Origin of the sequence: Corynebacterium sp. HMSC035E02, from assembly GCF_001836065.1 — a bacterium.
In the GTDB taxonomy this organism is placed as follows: Bacteria; Actinomycetota; Actinomycetes; order Mycobacteriales; family Mycobacteriaceae; genus Corynebacterium; species Corynebacterium hiratae.
Window position 1 is genome coordinate 1 of record NZ_KV827378.1, and the last position, 24804, is coordinate 24804.

Here is a 24804-nt window from a genome sequence, read left to right on the forward strand (position 1 = left end):
AAATCAACGCACTCTAAAACCGGAAGGGCCCATAAAACGACAAACGGTGAACCCCAGGAGGTGGGATTCACCGTGGTGAGTGAATGGGCAGATTATGCCATCTGCAGCGTGGTCACGCAGGTACCGCCTTCGTCAGAGGTATCCAGGGGAACCTCGCCGGTCTTGCCGTCCTGCTCGATGGTGATGGTGCCCTTCTTGTCGGCCGGCAGCCAGTAGCCAATGAAGCCGTTGTCGAACGTCGTGGTGTCTTCGTTGACTAGCTCATTTCCTTCGGAATCCGTGATGGTGACGTGGATGTCTTCCTTGCCGAGCTCACCAGTGCAGGTGGTCAGGGAGTGGTTGAAGCAGTCATGGGTCTGGGTCATGTACGGCGCGATGGAGACGTAGAACTTGTCCTCCGGCAGCGGCAGGGAGGCCTGACCCTGTTCAGTAGCGAGGATGAGCTCGTTCGGGCGCACGGATGCGAGGAGATCGCTATTGCGCTCGTCCTTGGACTGGCGGTCCAGCTTGTCCACGATTTCCTGGCCATCCAACCCTTCGAGATCGAACTCGGCGAGGATCTCCTCGGCGGAGACCTGCTGGACCTCGGTGCTGGAAGCGGCGCTTTTCGAGGCTTCACTCGGTACGGGGCTGTCAGTAGAGCAAGAGGACAGGGTGATGGCTGCGGCGCAGGCGGCAGCAAGAGAAATGAGGCGTTTCATAAGTCTTCCGAATGGGTCCGATTGTGTTGGCCCAATCCTATACCCCACCGGGGTATCAATCAAAGGAATGAGAGAAGGATCATCTTTTGGGCTACGCAGGATAGACTGCTTCTTATGTCTGATACTTCGGCCGCAACTTTGCCGCCCTGCCCCGAATGCTCTTCCGAGTACACCTACGAGATGCCGCCGCTCATCGTCTGCCCCGAGTGCGCGCACGAGTTCTCCGCCGACGCTGCCGATGCCTCGGCCACGGAAAGAGCTGAACCGACCATCGTGGACTCGGTGGGCAATGCGCTTGCCGACGGCGATACGGTCACCATCACCAAAACCCTCAAGGTCAAGGGCGCGCAGCAGCCACTGAAGGCCGGCACCAAGGTGCGCGGCATCCGCTTGAACTTCGACGCCGGCACCGGCCAGGAAGACCACAACATTGATTGCCGGATTGATGGTTTTGGCGCGATGAAGCTGAAGCCTGCTGTGGTGAAGAAGGTTTAGTAGTGAAGACGATGTAGGGCTACCCCAGGACTTTTACTGGTCCCGACTTGGGTCATGGGGTGGGTGAGCACCGACTTGCTTGAGACCGCTGCCTTTTGTCAGACGCCTCCTGCAGGTCGATGGAGGCGCGCAGACGTTGCGCGCTGCGAGGGGAGCAAAGAAGGTAATCCGCTTCGCGAAGATGCGTACAGTGTTCTACGGGAACGGTCGTTGTGTCCCGACTTAGGTCATCGGGCAGGTGCCGCAACGTCACTCTTGACGCTGCTACCTTGCATTTTTCGACGGCGGGGTGGAGTTGTTCCGCACCAATTTGGCCTAAGTCGGGTTGGTAGTGAAGACGACGTAGAGGTACCCCCAAGACTTGTATTGGTGGTCGTCACTGTGGCGAGGGAAAGACAGCAAAACCTTGAGACTGGGCAGCGGCGTGGAGCTGTTTGTCGTAGGTGAAAAAGGTCAGGGTGAGGCCAGCGTCGCGGAGAAGACAGGCGCTCGCCAGGTGGATGGCATCCAGGGAGCGAACGCCGGTCAGCGAGCAAGCTCGACGAATGACCTCATCGCTGATGCCAACTTTGGAGACCCCCTCCGTGAACTTCCGGTAACCGGCGCCGGTGAGGCCACTGCGCTGCCACACTTTAGATAACTCGATGTCAATGAGTGCAGAAGAAAACAGTTGCTGGCCTTCAAGGAGTGCAGCGACTTCGGAGCTTTCGCGCTCGGGCAAGGCCAACTTCGCTAGTGCCGAAGTGTCGACGTAGATCATCACAAGCGGTCTTCCCTATCCAGTAGCGATACAACGTCTGTCCCGGAAGGCAGATAGTCTGTGGTGCTTGGCTGTGAGTAAGGCTTCGGGTTGTGGCTCAGGATTCCGGCAGCTACTAACTGCTCCACGGGGCTATCTAGAGATGAAATGGGAACAACGCGAGCAATGGGCCGATTGCGGTCGGTGATGACCACGCTTTGACCTGTAGCGGCAACTTCGCGAACGATGTGGCCAGAACGCTGGTTGAGTTCGCGCAAAGAAATGTTGGTCATTGCTCCAACCGCCTTTCCTTATTGGCTGGTGACTGTAAAAAGTTAAATGTAGAACAGTAGAACAATGGTGATTTTAGTGGCAGAGCTTAGAGGGGACAAGGGGGGCGTCGTCAGTTGCGTGGCCGCGCTGCGGAACGGAATTGCGGCCTAGCTGGGTCTAACTGGGGAGATGTCCGTGCGGTGACTACACTGTCTAACCATGACTAACCCGAGCGATAACACCACCCACCGCTACACGCCGGAGCTCGCCGCGCAGATTGAAAGTGCTTGGCAGCAGTACTGGAAGGACAACGGCACCTTTAATGCGCCGAACCCAGTTGGGCCGCTCGCGGAGGACGGTAAGGAACTTCCCGCGGAGAAGATGAACATCCAGGACATGTTCCCCTACCCGTCTGGCGCGGGTCTGCACGTAGGCCACCCGCTGGGTTATATCGCCACGGATACTTATGCCCGCTTTAACCGCATGCTGGGCAAGAACGTCCTGCACACGCTGGGCTATGACGCTTTCGGTCTGCCGGCAGAACAGTACGCCATCCAGACGGGTACGCACCCGCGCACCACGACGGAGGCGAATATCAAGAATATGCGCCGCCAGCTGGGCCTTCTGGGCCTGGGCCATGATCCGCGCCGCTCGGTGGCCTCGACTGACCCGGAGTTTTATAAGTGGACGCAGTGGATCTTCCTGCAGATTTATAACTCCTGGTTCGATGAGGAGCAGCAGAAGGCGCGCCCGATTTCTGAGCTCATCAAGGAGCTCGAGGTGGGCAAGCGCACCACTAAGGACGGCCGCTACTACGCGGACCTGAGCAAGGAAGAACAGCGCAAAGCACTCGACGACTTCCGTCTGGTCTACCTGTCCAACTCCACCGTGAACTGGTGCCCGGGCCTGGGCACGGTGCTGGCCAACGAGGAGGTCACCGCGGAGGGCAAGTCCGAGCGCGGTAACTTCCCGGTCTTCCGCAAGAACCTGCGCCAGTGGATGATGCGCATTACCGCTTACTCGGACCGCCTGCTCGATGACCTGGAGCTTCTGGATTGGCCGGAGAAGGTCAAGTCCATGCAGCGCAACTGGATTGGCCGCTCCCGCGGCGCGGAGGTCACCTTCCACGCTGAGGGCTACAACATCGACGTCTTCACCACCCGCCCGGATACCCTCTTCGGCGCGGAGTACGTGGTGCTGGCCCCGGAGCACGAGCTTGTCGACGCCCTCCTCTCCCCCATCCCCTACGAGGATGATGTCGACGAGCGCTGGACCTTCGGCCACGATGATCCGAAGGAGGCCGTGGAGGCCTACCGTGCTTCCATCGCCGCGAAGTCCGATTTGGAGCGCCAGGAGAACAAGGAAAAGACCGGCGTCTTCCTGGGCACTTATGCCACCAACCCGGTCAACGGCAAGAAGGTCCCGATCTTCATCGCGGACTACGTCCTGACCGGCTACGGCACCGGCGCCATCATGGCGGTCCCGGCGCACGATACCCGTGACTACGAGTTCGCCACCGTCTTTGGCCTGCCCATTACGGAGGTCGTCGCTGGCGGCGACATCACCAAGGAGGCCTATACCGAGTCCGGCAAGGCCGTGAACTCCGCCAACGATTCCCTGGACATCAACGGCATGTCCAAGGACGAGGCCATCGCCGCCATCATCCCGTGGCTGGAGGAACAGGGCGTGGGCCGCGAGAAGATCCAGTACAAGCTGCGTGACTGGCTGTTTGCCCGCCAGCGCTACTGGGGCGAGCCCTTCCCCATCGTCTACGACGAGGCCGGCCAGGCCTACCCGCTGCCGGAGTCGATGCTGCCCATCGAGCTGCCAGAGGTAGAAGACTACAAGCCGGTGTCCTTCGACCCGGATGATGCCGATTCCTCCCCGCAGCCGCCGCTGGCCAAGGCCCGCGAGTGGGTTGAGGTGGAACTGGACCTGGGCCTGGGCGATGGCCCCAAGACCTACTACCGCGATACCAACGTCATGCCGCAGTGGGCAGGTTCTTCCTGGTACCAGCTGCGCTACATCGATCCGACGAATGACGAGATCTTCTGCAATATTGAGAACGAGCGCTACTGGACGGGCCCGCGCCCAGACGAGCACGGTGCCAACGACCCGGGTGGCGTTGACCTCTACGTCGGTGGCGTTGAGCACGCCGTGCTGCACCTGCTCTACTCGCGCTTCTGGCACAAGGTCCTCTTCGATCTGGGCTACGTGAGCTCCAAGGAGCCCTACCGCCGCCTCTACAACCAGGGCTACATCCAGGCCTACGCTTACACCGATTCCCGTGGCGTCTACGTCCCAGCCGCCGAGGTTGAGGAGAAGGATGGCAAGTTCTTCTACAACGGCGAAGAGGTTAACCAGGAGTACGGAAAGATGGGCAAGTCCCTGAAGAACGCCGTGGCCCCGGATGACATCTGCAACGAGTACGGTGCCGATACCCTGCGTGTTTACGAGATGTCGATGGGCCCGCTGGATACCTCCCGCCCGTGGGCAACAAAGGACGTCGTCGGTGCGCAGCGCTTCCTCCAGCGCCTGTGGCGCCTGGCTATCGATGAGAACTCCGGCGAGCTGTGCACGACGGACGCGGAGCTTTCCGACGATGACCTGAAGCACCTCAACCGCACCATCGCCGGCGTACGCGATGACTACGAGAACCTGCGCCTGAACACCGTGGTGGCCAAGCTCATCGAGTACGTGAACTACCTGACCAAGGCCTACCCGAAGGGCGCTCCGCGCGCCGCTGTGGAGCCCTTGGCCCAGCTGGTCTCCCCTGTTGCCCCGCACATCGCGGAGGAACTGTGGAAGCGCTTTGGTCACGATGAGACCGTGACCTACGAGGCCTTCCCGGAGTTCGACGAGAAGTACCTGGTTGATGATGAGATCGAGGTTCCGGTACAGATCAACGGCAAGGTCAAGGCCCGCGTCATGGTGCCTGCCGACGCCGACCAAGCCACCGTCGTGGGCGTGGCAAAGAGCGATGAGCGCATCGCCGAGCTGACCGCGGGTAAGAACGTGGTCAAGGAGATCTACGTCCCGGGCCGCATGGTCAACCTGGTGGTCAAATAAACCACCGCGGCTCCGTTAGATGGCGGCCGCAACTGCCCTAGTTGACGAAACCAGCGCCTTCCAGCGAATGATCGTGGGGAAAATCGTCAGTTAGGGCAGTTTTGCGCCTAGGCGTGTACCTTCGTCACTCCCCTCGCAGCGCGACGTCTGCGTGTTTCCATCGACATGCGGGAGGTAACTGACAAAAGGCATCTGTCATAAGGCGTTTTCGCGGCCAAAAACGCCATTTACTCAGTGCAGATGGCGTTTTTAGACCCAAAGATGCCTTTTGCCAGATGCCTTTTGCAGGACGCCTTCCTGTCCTAGGCGGATTTAGCGTGGAACAACCCCACCCCACCGCCGAAAACGACCAGGTAGCAGTGTTATGAGTGGTGTCTACATGGTCCCGGCTTGGAGCTAATCCAGCTCTTGGTTCAGCTCCTTGCGCACCTTGGTGATGATTTCGCCGAGGAAGCCCTCGCAGCCATCGGTGATGTCAGGGAACGTGGAGTCATCCTCGAGAATGCCCAGCGTGAATAACAAATCGCGGGTGATGGCGTGCGTGTAGTCGTATTCTGGGTTGAACTCCCACTCACCGCGGAATAAATGGACTAGTTCGAAGGAGAGTTGAGGAATGCCCTCCGGTTCGGCGTAGGCATAGGGGATGTTGTTCAGGACGACCTGCGTTGCCCAGAGCGGATCGCTCATGGCCTTGCGGCCATATTTGGTGAGCTTGATATCCGTCGTCGTGGTCTTGATCCAATCCAGGTCCGTCAAGAATCCCCGCAAGTTCAGCAGCGGCTGGTGGTAGTCCTCGCGCTTGACATCATCAAAATCATTGGGGCTGTTGAGGCCCTCCTTGAGGCGGGCGACGGCCGCCTGCTTCAGGTAGCCGGCCCCGGTGAGGCGCGGAAATTCTTCGATGACCTCGAGGTATTCGCGCACCCGCTGGCCCACGTGGGCGGCGATGGCGTCATCAAGCGCCGGCAGCTCGTAGTCGGGGCGCAGCTCCGGGTAGGCCTCGTGGATTTCCGCGCGCCATTCCTCCAGCATCTCCGAGGACGGCACCGGGATGTCTTCGAAAGGAGTGGAGCGGAAAGGATCAAGAGGGAGATCCCCAGGCAGCGCGGGCTTGGTGCCGCCTTCCAGATTGGCGGCCTCCGTGCCCATGGTGGCCAGGCGCTGCGCCACTGCTGGCGGGAAGAACGTGGTGAGGCGCTGATGGATTTGGTCCAGTGTGTAGTTGGGGAAGAGCGCGAAGATGCGCTCCATGCTCTCCGTGGGTACGGCCATGTAGGCCATGGTGGCTTGAACGTCGAGGACCACCTTGAACATCGCCTCGGCACTGCCCAGCTCACTCATGAGATCAGGACCCTCGCCGGCGATGAGGGCTGGCAGCCCCATGACGACGCGCGAGGTGTCCGCCACGCTGATGCTGATATTCCATGCGCCGTCCGAGGGGTGGTAGTGCGCTACTTCCCGGAATGTTTCGAAAAAGTCCTGGTCAATGATGCTGAGGACGTCGATTGGCGTGCCTTCCTCACCCACGAGGATTCCCGGGTGAGAGGGCTCAAGGCCGAGCGCGGCGTGGACGATAATCATCATCTCGCCCACGGTAAGTTCCGCGGGGGCGGCGACGAAGCGGGACGTGGTGAAGAAGGGATTCTCCACGTCGATGCGGACGTTCCTAGCGAGGTTCATAGTGCCCGACAGTATTAGAAAACCGTGCTATTCGCGCGCCAACGCTTCGCCCACGCGCTTGCCCGAGTGGATGCACCCGCCCAGGAAGGTGCCTTCCAGCGCATTCTTGCCGTGCATGCCGCCACCGCCGAATCCGGAGGCCTCGCCGCAGGCGTAAAGGCCGGGGAGGACTGAGCCATCGGGGTTGAGGCACTGGCCATCCAGGTTGGTTTCCAGGCCGCCGAGTGTCTTGCGGGTGAGGAACTTCAGGCGCACCGCGATGAGTGGGCCCTTGGTTTCATCCAGGATGCGGTGTGGGGGAGCAACACGGATGAGCTTGTCGCCGAGGAAGCCGCGGGCGACACGGAGGTAGTTGACTTGGGCGTCTTTGCTGAAGGGATTATCCAGCTGGGAATCACGATCTTCCAGGACTTTTCTAAGTTGGGGTACCTCAATGGTGGGGGAGCCCTCAGGTGCAATGCGGTTCATTCCGGCGACGAGGTCCTCCAGGTTGTCTTCCACAACCCAATCGATTCCGTTCTCCATGAAGGCCTTGACGGCCACGTGGGTGCCGGGGCCCAGCTTGCCGGCGAGCTTCTTGAATTCCTTGTCCGTCAGGTCTGGGTTTTGCTCCGAGCCGGAGAAGATGAATTCCTTGTCCACGATGGTCTGGTTGAGCACGAACCAGGAGTAACCGTGCCCGGTCTGGCCAATGTGGGCTAAGGCCGCCAGGTTATCGGTGCCGGGGAAGAGGTTGGTGGGCAGGCGGTTGCCCTCGGCGTCGAGCCATAATGCTGACGGTCCGGGGATAATACGGATGCCGTGGCCGGGCCAGATGGAATTCCAGTTGGTCATGCCCTCGGTGTAGGCCCACATGCGGTCCGTGTTGACCACGGAGGCGCCCGCCTGCTGGGCGATGTCTATGCCGCGGCCGTCGACATGCGCGGGAACGCCTGTGACCAGTTCCTCCGGGCATTCGCCCCAGCGCTGCGTCGGCCACATGCGGCGGACTTTGTCCAGGTTGCCGCCGATGCCGCCGGTGGCGATGACGACAGCAGAGCCGCGCAGCTCGAAGTGCTTGAGCACATTCCTCGGGCTCGCCTCACCGCGTGGCTGGCTGGTGGGGGAGAGGACGCTGCCGCGCACACCGACGACGCGCGGGCTGCCAGCGTCGTCCTTGTCGACGACGAGCTCGTCCACGCGGTGGCGGAAATGGAATTCGACTTGGCCTTGTTCTTCGGCTTTAAGGAGTGGTTCGCGGAAGACGCGCACGACCTCCGGGCCCGTGCCCCAGGTGAGGTGGAAACGCGGGACGGAGTTGCCGTGGCCGGAGGCATCGCCCGAACCGCGCTCGGCCCAGCCGATGGTGGGCAGCACGTTGAGGCCCAAGGACTTGAGGTAGCCGCGCTTTTCATTAGCGGCGAAGCGTACGTATTCGCGGCCCCATTTTGCGCCCCAAAAATCGTGCCGGTCTTCCTCGGTCACCGGGTCATAGTCGGCGGAGTTGGCCCAGTCGCGCCAGGCCAATTCTTCGGAATCCTTGACACGCATCATCTTCTGCTCGGGGGAGTCGACATAAAACAGCCCGCCGAGGGACCAGAAGGCCTGGCCGCCGAGGTTGTTGCGGTTCTCCTGTTCCAGGAAGATGACGTGCTTGCCGCCCTTGAGGGCCTCATAGCCGGCGACCATGCCGGCGAGGCCGCTGCCGACGATGATGACGGAGCCAGTGGTTGAGGTAGTTTCTTTCATGACAGTAATGATAAAAGAAACCGGACTCGATTGTGTGACTTGGCTCGCACAGCATCATCTTTATGCCGAGGTTGTGGCCTAGGCGTAGGTCGTGTTGACCTTCTCCACGAGGGTGAGGACATCGTAGGTCGCCACGATCTCGTCCTCCTGGTTGTAGAGCACGGCATCCCAGCAGACCTCGCCGTAGTCATCGGTCACGCGCGGGGTGATGCGCTTGGCGGTGAGCTCCACGCGGATGGAATCGTCGTAGGTCACCGGCGTGATGAAGCGCAGGTTCTCCAGGCCGTAGTTGGCCAGAACCGGGCCCGGTGCGGGCTCCACGAAGAGGCCCGCAGCCCAGGAGACCAGCAGGTAGCCGTGTGCGACGCGGCGCGGGAAGAAGGGGTTAGCTGTTGCAGCCTCCTCGTCCGTGTGGGCGTAGAAGGTATCGCCGGTCTTCTCCGCGAACTCGAGGATTTCCTCGAGGGAGACGTGGCGCAGGTCGGAAGCGAATTGGTCACCAATCTGCAGCGTGGCCAGGTCCTTGCGGAAGGGGTGGGTACCCTGGCCGTTTTCCACGTCGGCGCGGGTCACGCGCTGCACGGCTGCGCCGCGGTGCCACTGGCCGGTAATGGCGGTGAGGTGGTCCGGGGTTCCCTGAACGGCGGTGCGCTGCATGTAGTGCAGGATGCCGCGCACACCACCCAGTTCTTCGCCGCCGCCGGCGCGACCCGGGCCACCGTGGACGAGGTGCGGGAGGGGAGAGCCGTGGCCGGTAGACGTCTTCGCATCATCGCGGTCGAGGAAGTGCAGGCGGCCGTGATGGGCGGCGATGCCGAGTGCATACTCGCGTGCCAGCTGCGGGTCATGCGTAATAACGGAGGCAACCAGCGAGCCAGAGCCCAAGGCGGCGAGCTCGATGGCCTCGGCGGGGGAGTCGTAACCCAGGAAGGAGACGACGGGGCCGAAGGCCTCGGTGTCGTGGACAGCTGGGGCGCGGTTATCGGCAAAGCGCAGGATAGTGGGGTTGAAGAACGCGCCCTTGGCCTCCTCGCCGCCGTAGACTACCTCGCCGCCGCCGGCCTTGAGCTTCTCGACGGCCTCCGCGACGTCTTGCTTCTGATCTGCGGAGACCAACGGACCCATGGTGGCGGAGGCATCGCGCGGATCGCCCACGACCACCTTGTCGCGCAGGCGTGCGCTGAGGGCTTCAATGGTGGCGTCGACAAGCGCATGCGGGACGATGGCGCGGCGGATGGCGGTACATTTCTGGCCCGCCTTTGAGGTCATTTCGCCGAAGACTGCCTTGACGAAGGCGTCGAACTCCGGGGAGTCCGCCGTGACATCGGTACCCAAGATGGCGGCGTTGAGGGAGTCAGCCTCCGCGCTGAACTGGATGCCGCCCTCGATGACGTTGCGGTGTGCGCGCAGGGTGTTCGCAGTATCAGCAGAGCCAGTAAAGGCCACGTGATCGCGATAGTCCAGGTGATCCAACAGGTCACGGGCGGAGCCGGAAATGAGTTGCAGGCTGCCCTCCGGCAGGATTCCGGAATCGATCATGAGGCGCACACACGCCGCGGTGATGTAGCCGGTCGGCGTGGCGGGCTTAACAATCGAGGGCACGCCTGCGATGAAGGCCGGGGCGAACTTCTCCAGCATGCCCCAGACGGGAAAGTTGAAGGCGTTGATCTGTACGGCTACGCCAGGGATGGAGGTGTAGATGTGGCGGCCAATGAAGGAGCCGTCCTTGGAGAAGACCTCCGCTTCGCCATCCGGCATGACGGTGGAGTTGGGCATCTCGCGGCGGCCCTTTGAGGAGAAGGTGAACATGGTGGAGATACCGCCGTCGATATCGACGAAATTATCGCGCTTATTAGCGCCGGCCTTGTTGGCCAGTTCGTAGAGCTCTTCGCGGTGGTCTTGGAGGTAGATCGCCAGCTCCTTGAGCTTGAGGGCGCGCTCGTGGAAGGTGAGCTTCTGCAGTCCTTCGCGCCCGGTATTGCGGGCGTAATCGATGGCGCCGGCGATGTCGAGGCCTTCGGCGCTAACCCTGGCGACAACGTCCCCGGTGGAGGCGTCGTGCACGTCCGCAACGCGCGAAGGGTTGTCCGGGGTGAGCCACTGGCCGGAGAGGTAGCTGGGGACGAGGGCTTCAGTCATAGCGAAAAGTTTGGCCTTTCCATTAGTTTCCGAACGGTTGGTCAGTAAATACAGGCTAGTATAGTCTGCGTCACATTTCTAGGATTAAGTAAGGAGTGCAGTATGGCCGCAGAGGTATGGAAGATTCAGTTGGGTGAGCTGGACAAGAAGATGGGCGTAGAAATCCTAGAAGAGTCGGCCCAGCGAGTGGTGGCCACCATGCCGGTTGAGGGCAACACCCAATCCTTCGGGCTGCTTCACGGCGGCGCGATGGCCTGTATCGCTGAGGCCGTCGGCAGCTGGGCGGCGGTGATTCACGCCTCGACGCTGGGCAAGGTCGCTGTCGGCGTGGACATCAACGCGACGCACCACGCCTCCGGGCGCTCGGGTCAGGTCACGGCGACAGCCACCGCCATCAAGCTGGGCAAGACGCTGTGCTCCCACGAGATCGTCATTACAGATGACGAGGGGAGGAGACTGTGCACGGCGCGTATCACGAATGCGTTGATTTCCCCTAAAGCGGAAGGGAAGTAAGGGAGTCCGTAAATAAAGCGTAAAAATCGGGGTCAAGGGGTGTAAAGATGCCGCAAATAACCCGTAGGTCTAGGGGGGAGCGGGCCTAACGTCAATGCTCGGCAGGTGCTCACCAGCACCGGCGCTCGATGCTCTGGGGCACCGGGCACACCTTGTATTGCTTTCACCCAAGGGGGTCTCTCCCACATGTTGGACATTCTGGTCATCGTGATCGTGGTCCTTACATTTAGCGCTCCCTCCGCCATCAACGAGTTTATGGACGGAGACGCGTAAATCATGAACACCATCACAGCGGTTATCGGGCTCATTATTGTTGTCGCGCTCGTGGCCTATCTCATCATTTCTCTTATTGACCCGGAGCGTTTCGCATGATCGCCAGCATTGTGGCGGTAGCACCGCAGTACCTCGCCCTCTTTGCCCTTCTAGCGGCGGCTTATGTGCCGCTTGGTAACTGGATGGCTCGTACCTATACCTCTGAAAAAGACTGGGCTGTCGAGCGCCTCATATACAGAATTTTGCGGGTTGACCCCAACCGGGGCCATAACGCCAAGAACTACACTCGTGCGCTGCTGGGCTTCAGCCTGGCCTCCGTCTTGGTTCTTTACGCAGTGCAGCGGCTCCAAGCAGTGCTGCCAAGCTTTGGCAACGCCCGCGAAGACGCAGTGGAGCCGTGGATGGCCTTCAACACTGCGGCCTCCTTTACTTCCAACACCAACTGGCAGTCCTATTCCGGCGAAGACACCCTGACCAATGCTTCGCAGATGCTGGGCCTGACCGTACAAAACTTTGCCTCGGCTGCTGTGGGCATGTGCGTGGCTGTTGCGTTGATCCGTGGCATCGGCCACCTGGGTTACCAGCGCGACGTGGCGGCAACGCAGGATGGCCAGAAGCTCATAGGTAACTTCTGGGTGGACCTCACCCGTGGTCTGGTTCGCATCCTGCTTCCCCTGTCACTCATTATCTCCACCGTGCTCATCCTTGGCGGAACCATGCAAACCTTTGGATCCAACCTGGTCACTGACTCTGGCGTGGATATCTCCCGTGCTCCTGTGGCCAGCCAAGAAGCTATTAAGCTGCTGGGCACCAACGGTGGTGGCATCTTCGGAGCTAACTCGGCGCACCCGTTTGAGAATCCAACGGGCTTTACCAACCTGGTGGAGATCTTCTCCCTGCTCGTCATCTCTTTCTGCATGATTCGCACGTACGGCGTGATGCTTAAATCGCAGAAGCACGCGTGGACGCTGCTCGGCGTTGCCGGTGGTCTGTGGACCGTGATGGTTGTCCTAGTGACCTGGGCACAGCACACCCTCGTCGGCGGTGCTTCCCAGTTGGCAGGCGCCAACATGGAAGGTATCGAACAGCGCCTTGGCATTGACGCTTCGGCATTGTTCGCCGTGTCCACCACGGGTACCTCGACGGGTGCGGTGGACTCCATGCACGATAGCTATTCCCCGCTGGGCGGCGGCTTGCTCATCCTCAACATGCTGCTGGGTGAGATCGCTCCAGGCGGTGTGGGCACTGGCCTCTATGGCCTCTTGATTGTGGCCATCCTAGCAGTGTTCATCGGCGGTCTCCTGGTCGGCCGCACACCGGAGTTTATGGGCAACAAGATTGGACGCAAGGAAATTTCGGCAGTCAGCCTCTACATCCTCACCATGCCGGTTCTAGTCCTCGTGGGCGTCGGAGCCTCCGTGGCGCAGCGCAAGCTGGTTGAGCTTTCTGCAACCAACTTCGGCGCGCCGGGCACAGCGGACAATGCGCACGGCCTCTCTGAGGTGCTTTACGCGTTTACCTCCGCGGCCAACAACAATGGCTCGGCTTTTGCAGGTCTCACGGTGACGGAGCCCTGGTGGCAGATCACGTTGGGCTTGGCCATGCTGTTGGGCCGCTTCTTGCCCATCGTCTTCGCCCTATACCTAGCCGGAAGCCTGGCAGGGCAGAAGCGCCAGGCCACCACTGCCGGCAGCTTGCCCACGTCCGGCATCACCTTCTCCCTGTTGACCATCGGCGTCATCCTGCTGGTCGCAGCACTCACCTTCTTCCCCGTCCTCACCCTGGGTCCCATTTCGGAGGCACTATCATGACAACCCCTACCATGACCGCTGAGCAGGTCAAGGCTCCTCGCACAAAGACTGCGGACAAAAACAGCGGTCTTGCCGCTGCGGCGCTGAAGGCGCTGCCGAGCAAAATGTCCCCGCTTGCCCAAGCACGCAACCCCGTGATGTTCGTCGTGTGGGTCGGCGCCGCACTGACTACGGTGTGGTCCATCATCAACCCCAGCTTCTATGGATGGGTCGTGACTATATGGCTGTGGTTCACTATCGCCTTCGCGGCCTTTGCGGAGGCTTATGCCGAAGGCCGCGGAAAGGCCCAGGCCGACAGCCTGCGCTCTGTGCGTGATGATGCCACTGCCAACCTCATAACGGACTCCGGCATTGAGGTGGTCCCTGCGTCTGAGCTCACGAGAGGCTCTATCGTGCGAGTGGAAGCCGGGGAGACCATCCCGGGTGACGGTGACGTCATCGAAGGCGCCGCTACCGTCGACGAGTCTGCTATCACGGGTGAATCGGCTCCCGTCGTCCGCGAGGCCGGCGGTGACCGCTGCGCCGTGACTGGCGGCACCGTGGTGCTCTCTGACTCCATCAAGGTCAAGATCACCTCTGAACCGGGTTCCACTTTTGTGGACACGATGATTGCTCTGGTGGAAGGAGCCGAGCGCCGCAAGACTCCGAATGAGATTGCGCTGAGCATCCTTCTTTCCACGCTGACTATCCTCTTCCTCATCGCCGTGACGGCTTTGGCTCCCATGGGTTTGTTCACCGGCGCTGAGTTGTCCCCGCTGTCCCTCGTCGCGCTGCTGGTATGCCTCATCCCGACGACCATCGCCGCACTGCTATCCGCCGTGGGTATCGCCGGCATGAACCGCCTCGTTCGCCACAACGTTTTGGCCACTTCCGGCCGTGCGGTGGAAGCAGCCGGTGACGTCGCCACGCTTCTTATGGATAAGACCGGCACCATCACGTACGGCAACCGCCAGGCCACGGGCCTGATCGTGGCTTCGGGTGTGAACGAGTGCGACGCTGCAGAGATTGCGCGCATTTCTTCTTTGGCGGATGAAACCCCGGAGGGCCGCTCCATCGTGGCTTGGCTGACTGAAAACTACTCTCTGTCTAGTGAGGGCGACGCGGAAGCTCGGAAGGCTGAAGTCATCCCGTTCAGCGCTTCTACCAGGATGTCTGGTCTCGACCTGGCTAACAGAAAGCTGCGCAAGGGCGCGGGCGACGCCGTGCGAAAGTGGGTAACTGAGGCAGGCGGCGCGTGGCCGCAAGAGATCGAGGATTCAGTAACCCAGATTGCGCAAGACGGCGGTACCCCGCTGCCAGTTGCCGTGGAAGAATCCGATGGCAGCCGCAAGGTGATCGCGGTGGTGCAGCTGAGTGACGTCGTCAAGCCCGGCATGGCCGAGCGTTTCGCCGAGCTGCGCCAGATGGGTATCAAAACCATCATGGTCACCGGCGACAACCCGCTGACCGCCGCGGCCATTGCTAAGGAAGCCGGTGTCGATGACTACATCGCCGAGGCCACCCCGGAAGATAAGCTCGCCCGCATCCGCGAAGAGCAGGCGCAAGGCCGCATGGTGGCCATGACCGGTGACGGCACCAACGACGCCCCGGCCCTGGCGCAGGCGGATGTGGGAGTAGCCATGAACACTGGTACCTCCGCGGCGAAGGAAGCCGCCAACATGGTGGACCTGGACTCTGATCCGACGAAGCTTATCGACGTCGTTCGCATTGGTAAGCAGCTGCTGATCACCCGTGGTGCGTTGACCACCTTCTCCTTGGCCAACGACTTGGCAAAGTACTTCGCCATCCTGCCGGCGCTCTTCTCCGCGCAGTTGCCGCACTTGGAACGCCTCAACATCATGCACCTGCATTCGCCTGAGTCCGCCATCGTGTCTGCGGTGATCTTTAACGCGCTCATCATCGTCGCGCTCATCCCCTTGGCGCTCAAGGGCGTGTCGTATAAGCCAGCCTCCGCGTCCTCCCTGTTGCGCCGCAACCTCGGTATTTGGGGACTAGGCGGCGTGATTACCCCGTTCATTGGCATCTGGCTCATTGACCAGGTCGTCTCCCTCCTCCCAGGCCTCTAAAGAGAACCTGCAAAGAAAAAGGAAGAACAATGCGTGTTTATCTGCGTAACCTCATTGCCGGTTTTGTCGCCGTGCTGCTCTGCGTCGTAGCACTCGGCATGGTCTATCCGGCGGCTGTGTGGGCCATTTCCCGCATCACACCGCAGTCCGCCGACGGCAATCTCATCTACCAAGGAGAGTGCCTCGTGGGCTCTACCCAAATCCAAGACGGGGTGAGCGAGGGCCCCTACTTCTTCCCTCGCGCCGAGGGAATGAGTAACTACGGTACGAGCAGCACGGAGCTGGAGAAGAACATGCAGGAACGCCGCGCCGCTATTGCCCAGCGGGAAGGCGTAAGCGAAGACCGTGTCCCTGCCGACGCCGTCACGGGCTCCGGTTCCGGAGTGGATTCCGGTATCAGCCCCGTGTACGCCGAGCTGCAAGCTCCGCGTGTGGCTCGGGAGCAGGGCATCAGCGTGGAAGAGATGGAAAAGCTCATCGCCGAGAACACGGAGCATGCCAGCCTCGGGTTTCTAGGCGAAGACACGGTCAATGTGACAACTCTCAATATGTCGTTGCCCACGCCTACTCCCTGTTCATAAAGATCAGCTCATAAGATGAAGCAATGTTGACCGAAGCAACTGCGCCGTCCTCGCGCACCAAACGCGGCACCTTGAAGATTTTGTTGGGCGCCGCTCCCGGCGCGGGCAAAACCTGCGCCATGCTTAGTGAGGCGCACACGCTGATTAACCAAGGCCGTGACGTTGTCGTCGGCATTGTGGAAGACCACGGTCGCGCATATACGAAAGCCTTGTGCGAGGGTTTGGAGATCATTCCGCGACGCACCGTTGACGGTCTGTCCGCCGGGGAGCTGGATACCGCCGCAGTCATCGAGCGCAAGCCTGACATAGTCCTCGTCGATGAGTTTGCCCACTCCAATCCTCGCGACGAAGAGCACGAGAAGCGGTGGGAAGACATCGAAGAGATTCTGGATGCCGGAATTGACGTCATCTCGACTCTCAATATCCAGCATCTGGAGAGCCTCAACGATGTAGTCAAGCAGATCACGGGCATCGCACCGCAGGAAACCGTGCCGGATGAGGTAGGGCGTGCTGCGAATGAAATCGAGCTGGTCGACGTCTCCCCGCAGCTTCTGCGCACCCGGCTTAGCGACGGACACGTGTACCGCGAAGCACGCATCGAACCTGCACTCAACAACTACTTCCGCGTGGGAAACCTCACCGCGTTGCGCGAGTTGGCACTGCTCTGGCTGGCAGATCAGGTTGATGAAGCACTCATTACGTATCGCTCGGATCAAAAAATCACCGATACGTGGGAAGCACGTGAGCGGGTCGTTGTGGCCATCCAAAACGTTGCCCATGCTGAGACCCTGATCCGGCGCGGGCGGCGCATCGCGACGAAATCTTCGGCGGAACTGCATGTGGTCCACGTCGTTTTTGGTGATTCCTTCACGTCGCGTTCCTCTTCGGTGGCGGGATCGGCGCAACAACTTGCCCGGCTGCAGACCCTGGCCCACGATGTGGGTGCGCGGCTGCACCAGGTTACTGGGGACTCCGTGCCGGAAGCTCTGCTCAACTTTGCGCGAAGCGTCAACGCTACCCAGCTTGTTGTCGGGGTGTCGCCGCGGCGGCGTTTCGGCGTGCACTGGCACAGCACGGTAGCAGAGACAGTACTGCGCGAATCCGGCTCGATTGACTGCCACCTTGTCAATCTTCCCCCGGAAAAGCCGTTTCCGCTCACACGTATGCTGCATCCTTTCCGGCCCTTCCCGCAGCGTGCAATCGCGTGGCTTAGTTCAGCGTTGGCCTTCGTCGGACTCACTGCGTTGTTAGTGCAGGCTGACGGCCAGGACTTGGGAACAGGTACCTGTTCTGCGTTCTACTTTGCACTCATTCTGCTTGTCAGTTTGGTGGGTGGCCTGTGGCCGGCCGTGGTGGTGGCGGTGGCTTCCGGTTTGGCGGTCAATTGGTTTTTCACCGAGCCAATCCATACCTTCGACATCGCCGATCCCGCTAACGCTGTCATCGCCGTGGTCATGGTGGCTATCGCTCTGGCAGTCGGCATTCTTGTGCGCCGCGCCAAGATTGAGCGGGCGAATGCAGCTGTGGCTGCGCGTGATGCTGAGCTGCTTACGGTGTTTTCCCGTGCCGCGTTGAATCGCCGTGCAGATTCTTCCCCGAAAGATGCCGTGATGCGCAAGGTGGGGGAGGCATTCAATTGTCGTCGAGCGGAGCTGCTGGATGACAACGGTGACGTCCTTGCCACCTGGCGCGCAGTTAGCCCCGAGCGCACTTCGAAGCACCTTCATATTCCCGAGAAAGTGCGCCATGAACAGACAGTGGACACCGTTGTGGCGAGCGAAGATGGGACGGTTCAGCTTCGTCTTGCGGGCCCGACTCTGTCTGCCCGGGATCGTGGCCTTGTCACCGTGGTCGCGGGCTATCTCGCGGGTATTGTTCGCCGCGAAAAGCTTTCTGCTGAGGCCGCGCGCGCTGATGCGATAGCCGCTGCAGACGAGCTGCGGCGAGCGCTGCTGTCGAGTGTGAGCCACGATTTGCGTACTCCGTTGGCAACGGCCAAGTTGGCGGTGTCGTCATTGCGTAATGCCGACATTGAATTCACTCCCGAGGACCAAGATATGCTTTTGGCAGAAACTGCGGCGAGCATCGAGGAACTCACCGGGTTGGTCACCAATTTGTTGGATTACTCCCGGCTTACCGCTGGAGCAATCACCGCTCGCCACGACGTCGTCGAGGTGGCAGAGGTGGCTCATCGTGCCATCGCTTCCTGCGCCTTTGGGCATTCCCCGGAGCAAATTGGGCGCATCCATTTGGACCCTAGTGTGCGTGGAGTTACGTGCTGCGCGGATGCAGCCCTCATGGAGCGTGTCTTGGCCAATCTCTTTGATAACGCCCTGCGTTATGCGCCGACTGGCCAGGTGACGATGAGTGCTCAGACTATCGCCGAACAGGTGGAACTGCTTGTCGGCGATGAAGGACCGGGTATCCCGCCGGAGAAACAGAAGGAACTGTTCCAGGCGTTTCAGCGTTTGGGTGATACCAGCAACGACAACGGAGTGGGCCTTGGCCTTTCTGTTGTTCAAGGCTTTGTGGAGGCCATGGGCGGTAGCATCGAGGTAGCTGCCACCCCGGGCGCAACCTTTATTTTGCGGTTTCCCGTCGCGGGAGGAGAACAAAAATGACGACGAAGAAAACTAGCATCGCCATCGTGGACGATGACCCGCGTCTGCTCAACACACTGAGCATTAATTTCAAGGCTCGGGGCTACGAGGTTCACCCAGCACGTACAGGTGCTGAGGGACTGCAGGTGGTGTCACAGCAGCAGCCAGACGTAGTCATCTTGGACATGGGGTTACCGGATATGGACGGAACCGTCGTGTTGGAAGGAATCCGCGGATGGTCTGCAGTACCGGTGATCATCTTGACGGCACGCTCTGATCCGCTGTTCAGCGCCGCAGCTCTCGACCGCGGCGCGGACGACTACGTCACCAAGCCCTTCTCTATGGAGGAGCTTCTGGCCCGCGTGCGCGTGGCGCTAAGACATGGTAGCCCACAGAGTCCAGTGAGGCGCACTGAGACCGCTGTGGTACGCGCCGGGGACGTTCTGATCGACGTTCCGCGCCATTCCATCACTAAAGACGGTGAGCCGCTGCACCTGACCCCCACCGAGTGGGGCGTGCTCACCACGTTGCTTCGCGCCCACGGCGGCTTGGTACGCAAAGAGGATCTGCTTTCTGAAATCTGGGGTCCAGGCTTTGAGGGGCAGGGGCACTACCTGCGTATTTACACCTCCCAGTTGCGCCGCAAGCTAGAGGATGACCCAGCTAATCCCGCCTTCCTCCTCACGGAGCCCGGCTTGGGGTACCGCTTCGTGGTGCCAGAGCCGGGCGCGGGAGGGAGTGGCTACTCGGAGTAGTTGTAGAAGCCCTTGCCGGACTTGCGGCCCAGCTCGCCGCGCGCGACCATGTCGCGCATGAGCTGCGGCGGGCTAAAGCGCTCACCCAGCTGGGATTCAAGGTATTCGGCGATGCCGAGGCGCACATCCAGGCCCACGATATCGGTCAGCTCCAGCGGGCCGATGGGGAACTTGTAGCCCAGCACCATGGCGTTGTCGATATCGCGCGGTGAGGCCACGCCTTCCTCCACCATGCGGATAGCCTCAAGCGCGATGGCCACGCCGAGACGAGAGGAAGCGAAGCCAGGGGCATCCTTGACCACTACGGCGGTCTTACCCAGGCCCTCGACCCAGCCCTTGGCGGTGTCCACGAGCGCTTCCGGGGTGGACTCGGCAATAACCACTTCCACCAGCTTGGAGGCCGGGACCGGGTTGAAGAAGTGCAGGCCGATGACGTCGTTGGGGATGCTTTCCGCCAACTGGGATACCGACAGCGAGGAGGTATTGGTGGCGACGACGGCCTGCGGGGCCGCCTCAGCAATATCCCTAAAGGCGGCCACCTTGAGATCCATCGACTCCGGAACTGCTTCAATCACGAGGTCGAAGCCAGCAAAGGCGGAGGCAGTGGTGGACAAGCTGAGACGCTCATCCCAGGATTCGAAGGTTCCTTCCGCGCCGCGGTCGAGGGAGCCGCGGATGGCCTTGTGCACGCGCTCGCGGGCGGCGGCCACGGCGTCATCGTTGATATCCACCACGGTCACGGACGCGCCGGCGGCCAGGAAGGCGTGAGCGATGCCTGCGCCCATACGGCCGCCGCCGAGCACGCCGACCTTGGCAGGAACCTGCAGTACTGAGGACATGAGTTGAATCTCCTTGTGAGTGGAAGGTTTATTTCTTGCGGTCCAGGAAGGCCTGCATCCGCTCAAACTTGGCGGGGGACTCAAAGAGCACGGCCTGGGCGATGTTATCCACCGCCGGGTGCGCCGCATCCGGCATGGCGATGAGCTGCTTGGTCAAGCGCACGGCGAGCGAGTCTTGCTGGGCAATGCGCCCGGCTAGCTCCAGGGCGCCGTCGACAAGCGCGTCCGGCTCGTGCAGCTCGCTGACCAGGTGGTTGGCCAGCGCCTCCTCGCCGTTGAGGATGCGTCCAGCCAGCAGAATCTCCTTCGCCAGCGGGGTGCCCACGCACTCCTTGAGGCGCCAGGTAGCACCCGCGGCGGCAGCGATGCCCAATCCGGCCTCGGGCTGCCCAAACTTGGCAAAGGGCGTGGACACGCGGAAGTCGGCCGCCAAGGCCAGCTCGAGACCGCCACCGAGAGCGTAGCCATCTACCGCCGCGATGACGGGGGCAGGCAGTGAGGCGATGCGGTGGAAGATGCCGGAGTTGATGCCGCGGAGGGCGTCCTCGCGACGGCGCTCACGAAGCTGCGCGATGTCCGCCCCGGAGGCGAAGATGCCGCGAGGGCCCTTCGGGGTGTCCACGGTGCAGCCGGTGATGATGAGGATGCGCGGATCGGATTCGAGTTGCGCGCAGAGCTCGTGGAACTCCGTCACCATCTGCTCATCGATGGCGTTGCGTACCTCGGGGCGGTTGAGCTTGGCGATGACAATCTCGTCGTTCTCGCCACGCGTCGAAATCTCAATGGCAGTAGTCATCTACACCCTCTCAATCGCAATCGCGGTGCCCTGGCCCACGCCCACGCACATGGTGGCGATGCCGCGGCGCAGTCCGTCCGTTTCCAGGCGGTTGAGCAGGGTCAACGTGACGCGGGAACCGGAGGACCCCAGCGGGTGGCCCAGCGCGATGGCGCCTCCCCAGGCGTTGACCTTGTCCTCGTCCAAGCCCAGCTCGCGGATGCAGGCTAGGGACTGGGTGGCGAAGGCCTCGTTGAGCTCGACGGCATCCACGCTATCCAGCTCCCAGCCGGCGCGCTCCAGCACGTCGCGGGTTGCCGGGATGGGACCCGTGCCCATGATCTCCGGGCGCACACCGCGCGCGGAGTTGGCCACCACGCGGGCGCGGGCGGTCAGGTTGTGCTTCTTGAGGGCCTCGTCGGAGGCGACAATGACGCAGGAGGCGCCGTCGTTGAGCGAGGAGGCGTTGCCCGCCGTGGTGACATCTCCCAGGGAGGTCACCGGGCGCAGCTTGGCCAGAACCTCCATCGTGGTTCCTGGGCGGGGGCCTTCATCGGTATCGACCACGGTGACGTTGCCCTTGCGGTCGGTGACCTCGATGGGCACGATTTCCCTGGCAAACTTGCCAGCCTCAATCGCGGCGAGCGCGCGCTCCTGGGAACGCACGGCGAAGGCATCAGCCTCCTCGCGACTAATGCCGAAGACGTTGGCCACTTCTTCGGCGGTCTCCGGCATGGAGTAGGTCATCTTCTCCTGCTCTGCGAACTTCGGGTTGGCAAAGCGCCAGCCAATGGACGTATCAAAGGCTTGGCCTGGCTTGGCAAAAGGCTTGTTCGGCTTCTCCATGACCCAAGGCGCGCGGGACATGGATTCGACGCCACCGGCGACGACGATATCTGCCTGGCCGGATTCCACGAGGGCGGTGGCCAGGGCAATCGAGGACATGCCCGAAGCACACAGGCGGTTGACCGTAATGCCCGGAACGGTGTCCGGGAACCCGGCGAGCAGCCAGGACATGCGGGCGACGTTGCGGTTCTCCTCACCGGCGCCGTTGGCGTTGCCGATGATGACTTCATCCACCGCGGAGGGGTCAAGGCCAGCCTCCTCCACCGTCTTTTTGATGGTGGTGGCCATGAGGTCATCTGGGCGAACCGAGGACAGTGCGCCGCCGTAGCGGCCCACGGGGGTGCGGAATCCGGAAACGAGGTAAGCGGTCATGTTTTTCCTTAACTAATTCGTGTGTACTGCGCTGTGTGAACTGCGTGCTGCGCTGGTGGTCTAACGTCCGTGGAAGACCGGCGGGCGCTTCTCGTTGAAAGCAGCGAAGCCTTCGTAGTAGTCCTCGGTATCGCAGAGTTTGCCTTGGGCAATGTTCTCGGCATCGACGCTGGCCCACAGCCCAGTGCCGTTATCGCGGATGTCCTGGACCAGGGTGCGGCTGGTGAGGAAAGCCTGGGTCGCGCCGTGGGCTGCGCGCTTGGCGACGCCCCGGGTAAACTCCAGCAGCTCCTCTGCTGATAGCGCGCGGGAGAAGAGGCCAGCGCGCACCGCTTCCGCACCGGAGATGAGTTCGCCGGTGATGATGAGGTCCATCGCGCGGTGTGTGCCGAGGCGTTCGACGAAGAGGGAGTGCCCGCCCGAATCCAGGGTGGCGCCTAGGTTGGCGAATGGGGAACCGAACTTGGCATCTTCGGCGACGTAGACGACGTCACAGGCCAAAGCGAGACCGAGGCCGACACCCAGGCAGGGGCCGTGCACGGCGGCGAAGGTGGGGGCGGGGAAGTTATCGATCTTTGTGAGCACGGGGGTGACAACGTCCGCGAGGTAGGCAGTGGCGTCGTCTTCGCGCGGGTTGAGCCCCTTGATGTTGCGGCCGGCGCAAAAGCCCTTGCCTTCACCGCGCAAGATGAGTGCGCGGGGGCTAAGCTGCGCGGCCTCATCGAGGCAGCGGGAGAGCTCGGCGAGGTCTTCTTCCGCGAGGGAATTGATGGCCTTTGGGTTGTTGAGTACGAGCTCAACGACCCCGGCTTCGGCGTCGTGGTGCAGGTCGATCATGTGTGTAACTCCTAGGCGTCAAAGTCGAGGACGATGTTCGGCGTGGTGGGGCGCGACTGGCAGGTCAGGATGTAGCCAGCCTTGACCTCGTCGGCCTCAAGTGCGTAGTTCTCCGCCATGTCGACCTCGCCCTCGACCAGCTTGGCGCGGCAGGTGCCGCACACGCCGCCGGCGCAGGCGAAGGGGACGTCGGAGCGCACGCGCAGGGCGGCGTTGAGCAGGGATTCGTTGGCAGAAACCGGGGACTCCACGGAGCCGGAGAGGCCATCGAGCTGGAAGTTGATGCTGACGTTATCGCCTTCCGGATCCACCTCGACGTGGCGCCCGGCCTGGTTCTGATCCCCCGAGGGCTTGCCGGTGGTAAACAGCTCGTAGCGCACGTCCTTCTCACCCACGTCGCGGCCGGCCAGCTCATCGCGGACCAGCTGCACCAGCTCGAAGGGGCCGCAGAGGAACCATTCGTCGACAGCGTCCGTGCGCACGACGTTATCCAGCAGGGTCTGGAGTTTTTCAGCATCGATGCGCCCAGAAAACAGCGGATTGACGCGCTGCTCGCGGGAGAGGACGTGGTGCACGGCAAAGCGGGTAGGGAACTTGTCCTTGAGGTCACCGATCTCCTCGGCGAACATGACGTCGCCGCCGCCCTTGTTGGCAAAGATGAGCTCAAATGTGGTGTCGGGGGAGGTGTGGAGCACGGTCTGGGCAATCGCCATGATCGGCGTGATGCCGGAACCGGCGGCGATGGCCACGAGGTGTGGGTTCTCGAGCTTCTCCAGCTCCGCGCGCACGGCTTCCGGGTTGTTAAGCCCGGTCAGGTGGGTCTTCGAGGTGAATGCGCCCTGCGGGTTCATGACGTCCATGGTGTCGCCGGGCTGCAGGGTGTCATTGGCCCACGTGGAGAACACGCCGCCGCGGTCGCGCTTGATGGCGACGCGCAGGACGCCGTCGCGAGGCACATCGCAGATGGAATAGGAGCGGCGGACTTCCTGGCCGTCGATGGTTGCCCGCAGCGCAACGTACTGGCCGGGGATGTAGTCATAATCGTCCTGCAGCTCCGGAGGGATAGCGAAGGAAACCTCCACGGAGTCTGAAGTCAGGGCGCGCACCTCGGACACGGTCAGGGTGTTGAACGTGGCCTTCTTCTTTGCGGGGGCAGACGGGGTCGTGGTCATTAGTGCACCTTGAAGTAGTCGAAGGGCTCCAAGCAATCCTGGCAGTTATAGAGAGCTTTGCAGGAGGTGGAACCGAATTGGGCAAGCTTACGTGTGCGGCGGGAGCCACAGTGGGGGCATTCGATGGCCGGCGGCGGTTCGAGCGTGAGCGGGATAGGACCTTCCGGCGTGGCCCGGGTTTTACCGCTGGGCGGGGCAATGCCGTAATCCTTGAGATTTTGACGGCCGGTCTCCGTCATCCAGTCGGTGGTCCACGCTGGGTGGAGCACGAGATCGACGCGCACCTTCGCGTAGCCGGCATCGGTCAGCGCTGTGGTGATGTCCGCCGTGATGTGTTCCATGGCGGGGCAGCCGGAGTAGGTGGGGGTAATCGTGGCCACCGCGGTATCGCCATCTAGGCGAGCGTCCCGAAGAATTCCAAGGTCGGCGATGGAAATCACGGGGATCTCCGGATCGGGAACCTCGGCGGCGACGTCCCACACGTGGGCGTCGTCAGGCTGCGTGGGGCGCAGCGGGTGGGATTTATCTGTGATGGACACG

Annotated in this window: 21 protein-coding genes; 9 read left to right on the plus strand and 12 right to left on the minus strand. The window is 61.7% G+C overall.

Features of this window, described 5'->3' with window-relative positions:
* Window positions 1-92 precede the first annotated feature (92 nt).
* Window positions 93-701 carry a CueP family metal-binding protein gene (locus HMPREF2635_RS12480; protein WP_070821858.1) on the minus strand — a complete coding sequence of 203 codons (609 nt, stop codon included), beginning with the start codon at window positions 699-701 and terminating at the stop codon, window positions 93-95.
* A gap of 114 nt (window positions 702-815) precedes the next feature.
* Between HMPREF2635_RS12480 and HMPREF2635_RS12485 the strand changes: the two genes are divergently transcribed.
* Window positions 816-1196 (plus strand): zinc ribbon domain-containing protein YjdM, encoded by a 381-nt coding sequence (locus HMPREF2635_RS12485; protein WP_070821859.1) that lies wholly within the window; start codon window positions 816-818, stop codon window positions 1194-1196.
* 376 nt (window positions 1197-1572) lie between these two features.
* On the opposite strand, the gene HMPREF2635_RS12490 is transcribed toward HMPREF2635_RS12485, so the two are convergent.
* Both HMPREF2635_RS12490 and HMPREF2635_RS12495 read right to left on the minus strand, forming a co-directional pair.
* The gene (locus HMPREF2635_RS12490; protein WP_070510079.1) at window positions 1573-1956 is read right to left on the minus strand and encodes a type II toxin-antitoxin system VapC family toxin; all 384 of its coding nucleotides are present in this window, start codon (window positions 1954-1956) and stop codon (window positions 1573-1575) included.
* Window positions 1956-2228 (minus strand): type II toxin-antitoxin system Phd/YefM family antitoxin, encoded by a 273-nt coding sequence (locus tag HMPREF2635_RS12495; protein WP_049154824.1) that lies wholly within the window; start codon window positions 2226-2228, stop codon window positions 1956-1958. Before HMPREF2635_RS12495 ends, HMPREF2635_RS12490 begins: the two co-directional genes overlap by 1 nt.
* Window positions 2229-2427: 199 nt before the next feature.
* On the opposite strand from HMPREF2635_RS12495, the gene leuS reads away from it, so the two are divergent.
* The gene (gene leuS / locus HMPREF2635_RS12500) at window positions 2428-5277 is read left to right on the plus strand and encodes a leucine--tRNA ligase (RefSeq protein ID WP_070821860.1); all 2850 of its coding nucleotides are present in this window, start codon (window positions 2428-2430) and stop codon (window positions 5275-5277) included.
* Window positions 5278-5673: 396 nt separating this feature from the next.
* On the opposite strand, the gene HMPREF2635_RS12505 is transcribed toward leuS, so the two are convergent.
* The 3 genes from HMPREF2635_RS12505 to paaZ form a co-directional block, all read right to left on the minus strand.
* The gene (locus HMPREF2635_RS12505; protein ID WP_070821861.1) at window positions 5674-6957 is read right to left on the minus strand and encodes a hypothetical protein; all 1284 of its coding nucleotides are present in this window, start codon (window positions 6955-6957) and stop codon (window positions 5674-5676) included.
* Between the two features lie 27 nt (window positions 6958-6984).
* Window positions 6985-8685: an FAD-binding dehydrogenase gene (locus HMPREF2635_RS12510; RefSeq protein WP_070821862.1), complete on the minus strand. Its 1701-nt coding sequence runs from the start codon at window positions 8683-8685 to the stop codon at window positions 6985-6987.
* A gap of 78 nt (window positions 8686-8763) precedes the next feature.
* Window positions 8764-10824 (minus strand): phenylacetic acid degradation bifunctional protein PaaZ, encoded by a 2061-nt coding sequence (paaZ, locus tag HMPREF2635_RS12515; RefSeq protein WP_070517314.1) that lies wholly within the window; start codon window positions 10822-10824, stop codon window positions 8764-8766.
* A gap of 102 nt (window positions 10825-10926) precedes the next feature.
* Between paaZ and HMPREF2635_RS12520 the strand changes: the two genes are divergently transcribed.
* From HMPREF2635_RS12520 to HMPREF2635_RS12550, 7 genes are all read left to right on the plus strand, one after another.
* Window positions 10927-11337 carry a PaaI family thioesterase gene (locus HMPREF2635_RS12520; RefSeq protein ID WP_070821863.1) on the plus strand — a complete coding sequence of 137 codons (411 nt, stop codon included), beginning with the start codon at window positions 10927-10929 and terminating at the stop codon, window positions 11335-11337.
* A gap of 276 nt (window positions 11338-11613) precedes the next feature.
* The gene (gene kdpF / locus HMPREF2635_RS12525; protein ID WP_039672809.1) at window positions 11614-11709 is read left to right on the plus strand and encodes a K(+)-transporting ATPase subunit F; all 96 of its coding nucleotides are present in this window, start codon (window positions 11614-11616) and stop codon (window positions 11707-11709) included.
* Entirely contained in the window at window positions 11709-13421 is a 1713-nt protein-coding gene (kdpA, locus tag HMPREF2635_RS12530; RefSeq protein WP_371326328.1) for a potassium-transporting ATPase subunit KdpA, read from the plus strand. Before kdpF ends, kdpA begins: the two co-directional genes overlap by 1 nt.
* Window positions 13418-15487 (plus strand): potassium-transporting ATPase subunit KdpB, encoded by a 2070-nt coding sequence (gene kdpB, locus HMPREF2635_RS12535; protein ID WP_070821865.1) that lies wholly within the window; start codon window positions 13418-13420, stop codon window positions 15485-15487. Before kdpA ends, kdpB begins: the two co-directional genes overlap by 4 nt.
* Window positions 15488-15516: 29 nt before the next feature.
* Window positions 15517-16068, plus strand: a complete 552-nt coding sequence (locus HMPREF2635_RS12540; RefSeq protein ID WP_070821866.1) for a potassium-transporting ATPase subunit C — start codon at window positions 15517-15519, stop codon at window positions 16066-16068.
* A gap of 23 nt (window positions 16069-16091) precedes the next feature.
* Window positions 16092-18689, plus strand: a complete 2598-nt coding sequence (locus HMPREF2635_RS12545) for an ATP-binding protein (protein ID WP_070821867.1) — start codon at window positions 16092-16094, stop codon at window positions 18687-18689.
* Window positions 18686-19423: a response regulator gene (locus HMPREF2635_RS12550; protein ID WP_070561854.1), complete on the plus strand. Its 738-nt coding sequence runs from the start codon at window positions 18686-18688 to the stop codon at window positions 19421-19423. The genes HMPREF2635_RS12545 and HMPREF2635_RS12550 overlap by 4 nt, the downstream gene beginning before the upstream one ends.
* Here HMPREF2635_RS12550 and HMPREF2635_RS12555 read toward each other — a convergent pair.
* From HMPREF2635_RS12555 to paaD, 6 genes are read right to left on the minus strand one after another with little or no spacing between them, the layout of a single operon-like run.
* Window positions 19411-20262, minus strand: coding sequence for a 3-hydroxyacyl-CoA dehydrogenase family protein (locus HMPREF2635_RS12555; RefSeq protein ID WP_070561852.1), 852 nt, complete (start codon window positions 20260-20262; stop codon window positions 19411-19413). The two genes, HMPREF2635_RS12550 and HMPREF2635_RS12555, sit on opposite strands and share 13 nt — an antisense overlap.
* A gap of 28 nt (window positions 20263-20290) precedes the next feature.
* Window positions 20291-21058: an enoyl-CoA hydratase/isomerase family protein gene (locus HMPREF2635_RS12560; RefSeq protein WP_070821868.1), complete on the minus strand. Its 768-nt coding sequence runs from the start codon at window positions 21056-21058 to the stop codon at window positions 20291-20293.
* Window positions 21059-22255: a thiolase family protein gene (locus tag HMPREF2635_RS12565; RefSeq protein ID WP_070821869.1), complete on the minus strand. Its 1197-nt coding sequence runs from the start codon at window positions 22253-22255 to the stop codon at window positions 21059-21061.
* Between the two features lie 60 nt (window positions 22256-22315).
* Window positions 22316-23092 carry an enoyl-CoA hydratase/isomerase family protein gene (locus tag HMPREF2635_RS12570; RefSeq protein ID WP_070821870.1) on the minus strand — a complete coding sequence of 259 codons (777 nt, stop codon included), beginning with the start codon at window positions 23090-23092 and terminating at the stop codon, window positions 22316-22318.
* An 11-nt stretch (window positions 23093-23103) separates the two neighbouring features.
* Window positions 23104-24264: a 1,2-phenylacetyl-CoA epoxidase subunit PaaE gene (gene paaE, locus HMPREF2635_RS12575; protein ID WP_070821871.1), complete on the minus strand. Its 1161-nt coding sequence runs from the start codon at window positions 24262-24264 to the stop codon at window positions 23104-23106.
* Window positions 24264-24803: a 1,2-phenylacetyl-CoA epoxidase subunit PaaD gene (gene paaD / locus HMPREF2635_RS12580; protein ID WP_070510120.1), complete on the minus strand. Its 540-nt coding sequence runs from the start codon at window positions 24801-24803 to the stop codon at window positions 24264-24266. Before paaD ends, paaE begins: the two co-directional genes overlap by 1 nt.
* Window position 24804 lies beyond the last annotated feature (1 nt).